General features: G+C 69.1%; 2 protein-coding genes. One reads left to right on the top strand and one right to left on the bottom strand.

Going from position 1 to position 1,665, the window contains the following annotated elements; translation table 11 throughout:
- Positions 1 to 113 precede the first annotated feature (113 nt).
- Positions 114 to 650, top strand: a complete 537-nt coding sequence (locus AB0I77_RS53445; protein ID WP_363290313.1) for a hypothetical protein — start codon at positions 114 to 116, stop codon at positions 648 to 650.
- Here the strand turns inward: AB0I77_RS53445 and AB0I77_RS53440 are convergent.
- Positions 607 to 1,524 (bottom strand): IS5 family transposase, encoded by a 918-nt coding sequence (locus tag AB0I77_RS53440; protein WP_363290312.1) that lies wholly within the window; start codon positions 1,522 to 1,524, stop codon positions 607 to 609. The genes AB0I77_RS53445 and AB0I77_RS53440 overlap by 44 nt on opposite strands.
- Positions 1,525 to 1,665 lie beyond the last annotated feature (141 nt).

Here is a 1,665-nt window from a genome sequence, read left to right as displayed (position 1 = left end):
AGAAGTTGTTGTCTTTCCGGACTTGAGGGCGGCGTTTTTGCTGGTCAGGAGTAGGAGTGGTGGTTCCGTGGGAGTGGTGGCTTGGCGGGTCGTCGTTCCACGGGAGGTTGCGGATGCCGTCGGTTGTCGGACTGCTGGAACAGCACGAGCTCGCCGCGTGGCGCCGGGTGGACGGGCTGCGTGAGGAGGCCGACCGTATCCAGGCCGAACTGGCCGCGGCCGAGCAGGAATGGCAGGAGTGGGCGATCGCTCGCAGGCGGGTCGATGTGGTGCTGGCTCCGGACTGCGGCAGCACCGCCGACACGGAGGACGTCGCGGATCCGCGGGCTGCGGGCGGACCGACGGCGTCCCGGGATGCGGCGAAGCCGAAGTCACAGGTGCCGGTGTGGCGCCAGGGGCTGGCCTGGTCGGTGCTTTCGGTTGACTACCAGCGCATCCTCATGGCCCTCGCGGACCGGGCCCGGCTCCATGAAGGCCCTTTGACCTGCCAGGAGTTGGCTGTCGTGTTCGGCATGGACGTGGTGCCAGCGCGTGTGGAGGCCCTGCGGTCGAAGGCGAAACGCCTGGTGGCCCGTGGCTGGCTGGCCGAGCGGCAGCCGGGCCGGTTCACCCTCGCGGCAGGCGTGAGCGGGCCAGGCGGCGGGTCATGAGCAAGGTCATCGACCAGTAGACCATCGCCTCCGCGCTGGTGGTGCGGCGCTCGAAGTCGCGTACCAGGCGGCGGCTTCGCATCAGGTGGGCGAAGAGGCGCTCTACGATCCACCGCTTGGGCAGCACCACGAAGCCGCGCATGTCGTCGCTGCGTTTGACGATCGCCAGGACCAGAGCGAACGTGGCCAGGCAGTACTCGACGAGGCTGCCGGTGTAGCCGCCGTCGGCCCAGACCAGCTCCAGCCGGTGGTGCACGTCGGCGACCTGCCTGAGCAGGACCTGGGCGGCGGTGCGGTCGCCGACGTCCGCGGCGGTGACCATCACGCCCAGCAGCAGGCCGAGGGTGTCGACCACGACATGCCGCTTGCGGCCGTTGACGAGCTTGCCGCCGTCGAAGCCGCGACTGTCCGCGCCGACGACGGCGTCCGCTTTGACGGACTGCGAGTCGATCACCCCGGCCGTTGGCTGCGCGTCTCGCCCCAGCTCCTCGCGGACCCTCGCGCGCAACCGGTCGTGGAACTCCTTGACCAGGCAGTTGTCGCGCCAGCGGCGGAAGAATGCGTAGATGCGGTCCCACGGCGGGAAGTCGGCGGGCATCGCCCGCCACTTGATCCCGTTGTCCACGAGATACCGGATCGCATCGAGCATGACCCGGTGGCAATACGCCTCCGGCCGGCCGCCCCGGCCACGCATCCAGCCCGGCACCGGCAGCAGCGGCAGGACCCGGGCCCACTCCGCGTCCGTCATGTCCGTCGAGTAACGCGGTTGCCGCGTCCCGTTGTCGGCGGCGTTTCCGAACCGGTGAGCCAGACAGTCACACTCCCAGGTGACCGCGCTGGACTGCCCGACCATCGGCACGCAAGACTGCTGCACCAGGGCCTCCTGCTGCTCGGTGATTCGACACCAACGAGCTGTTCAGGAGGCCCTGTCCGTATGCGCCCAACACCCCGCGACCACCCGATCGGGACTCCCGTTCGACGCGCATCCCTCAAGATCGAAAAGACAACAGCGTCT

This window comes from Streptomyces sp. NPDC050619 (assembly GCF_040654815.1).
Taxonomy (GTDB): Bacteria; Actinomycetota; Actinomycetes; order Streptomycetales; family Streptomycetaceae; genus Streptomyces.
Note: the sequence above shows the minus strand (reverse complement) of the source record. Positions and strands in the feature narration are given on the sequence as shown.